The sequence below is a fragment of the Pseudomonas sp. HMSC065H01 genome, from assembly GCF_001815235.1.
In the GTDB taxonomy this organism is placed as follows: Bacteria; Pseudomonadota; Gammaproteobacteria; order Pseudomonadales; family Pseudomonadaceae; genus Pseudomonas; species Pseudomonas aeruginosa.
The window spans coordinates 1-1482 of sequence record NZ_KV819877.1; the positions used below are offsets into that span (position 1 = coordinate 1).

The 1482-nt window shown below is 54.5% G+C and carries 4 protein-coding genes; 3 read left to right on the top strand and 1 reads right to left on the bottom strand.

Annotated elements, in window-relative coordinates; all coding sequences use genetic code 11:
* On the top strand, positions 1–537 hold a 537-nt coding region (locus tag HMPREF3014_RS14330), incomplete at its 5' end, for a conjugal transfer protein TraG N-terminal domain-containing protein (RefSeq protein ID WP_141765488.1).
* 29 nt (positions 538–566) lie between these two features.
* On the opposite strand, the gene HMPREF3014_RS33540 is transcribed toward HMPREF3014_RS14330, so the two are convergent.
* Positions 567–920 (bottom strand): hypothetical protein, encoded by a 354-nt coding sequence (locus tag HMPREF3014_RS33540; RefSeq protein ID WP_071534128.1) that lies wholly within the window; start codon positions 918–920, stop codon positions 567–569.
* A 118-nt stretch (positions 921–1038) separates the two neighbouring features.
* Between HMPREF3014_RS33540 and HMPREF3014_RS14335 the strand changes: the two genes are divergently transcribed.
* Complete coding sequence (locus HMPREF3014_RS14335) at positions 1039–1311, top strand: type II toxin-antitoxin system ParD family antitoxin (protein ID WP_003086148.1); 273 nt, start codon at positions 1039–1041, stop codon at positions 1309–1311.
* Positions 1312–1314: 3 nt separating this feature from the next.
* The coding region (locus HMPREF3014_RS33545) for a type II toxin-antitoxin system RelE/ParE family toxin (protein WP_141765487.1) at positions 1315–1482 on the top strand (168 nt) is incomplete at its 3' end.

Genomic DNA, 1482 nt, shown 5'->3' on the forward strand with positions numbered 1-1482 from the left:
AACGGCATCGCGAGAACCGCTGGAACCTTCGGTGTGGCCCTGGGCAGTCTGGCCTACTTCCCGGCGATGGACATGGTCCGCCAGGCACTGCCGATGGTGATGTCGTTCCTGAAGATGGCAATGGTCATCTGCATTCCGATGGTCCTGGTCATCGGCACCTATCAACTGAAAGTTGCCATGACGATGACGGTCGTCTTCTTTGCGATGATGTTCGTCGACTTCTGGTTTCAGTTAGCTAGATATATAGACAGCACGATACTTGATGCCTTCTATGGTTCGGGATCACCGCATCTTTCGTTCGACCCGGTCATGGGACTGAATACGGCGACTCAAGATGCAATATTGAACTTTGTGATGGGGGCGATGTTCGTTATTTTACCCATGCTGTGGATAACTGCTATAGGCTGGGCAGGCGTCCAAGTTGGAGCTCTCCTCAGCGATCTCAGTAACGGGGTCAAAGGGGTCCAACAGGCAGGAGTACAGGGTGGTAGCGTAGCTAAGCAGGCAATATCGTCGTTCTCCCCCAAAGGGGATTGACAGAAAGGGGCTAAAAGGCCCCTTTTTTACTAGTCTTCACGAGAAAGAACTCCATCATCTCGTCGCCCCATCCAATCCAACTCATTACCGAAAACATCTCGGCCATATGGAGCTGCTTGGGCTTCATCTTTTTCCAACTGTTGGAAGATCGAAAAGTCACCTTTAACCAACACCCACCCAATCAACCCAAACGACAATAAGGTCATGAAGGCGCTGGCAAGCCAGGTAAAGTTCTGAACAAGGATAACGAACAGCACCACGACCAGGCAGGCTCGTTTGATCCAGCGCACGACAGGCCGACGATCATGCAGGCAGAAGCACACAAACGTACCCAGACCAAATCCGATCCGAGAGGCGAAACCTTTGTAAGCGTGTGCTTCCATTATCAATCTCCTGGCTCCCAAAGGGAGGCATCCTGCCATCACCTATACGCCAAAAAAGATGATCTAGCAAGCCTTATGGCATATTATGCCACTAGCTATCTGCCGACTGGAGCACCTCATGGCAACTCGAAACGTCGTCCTTCCCGATCCGCTGGAGCAGGATATCAACGAGCTGGTGGAGACCGGCCGCTATCAGAACCGCAGCGAAGTCATCCGGGCAGGCCTGCGCCTGTTGCTGCAACAGGAAGCCCAGAATAGCGCCAAGCTCGAAGCCCTCCGCAACGCAACATCCAGTGGACTGATGCAACTGGAACGCGGCGAGTACGACGAGATCACCAGCGACGACCTGGCCCAATACCTCGACGAGCTCGGCAACCAGGCGAGCCACTGAAGCATGGCCAAGTACCGCATCTCCCATGATGCCCAAGCGGACATCGTCGATATCCTGCGCTTCACCCACAACCGCTTCGGCGATGCCGCGCGCCGACGTTACCAGGCACTCATAGGGGCGGCGCTGGAAGCAGTTGCGACAGACCCACAACAGGTAGGCAGCATCAGCCGT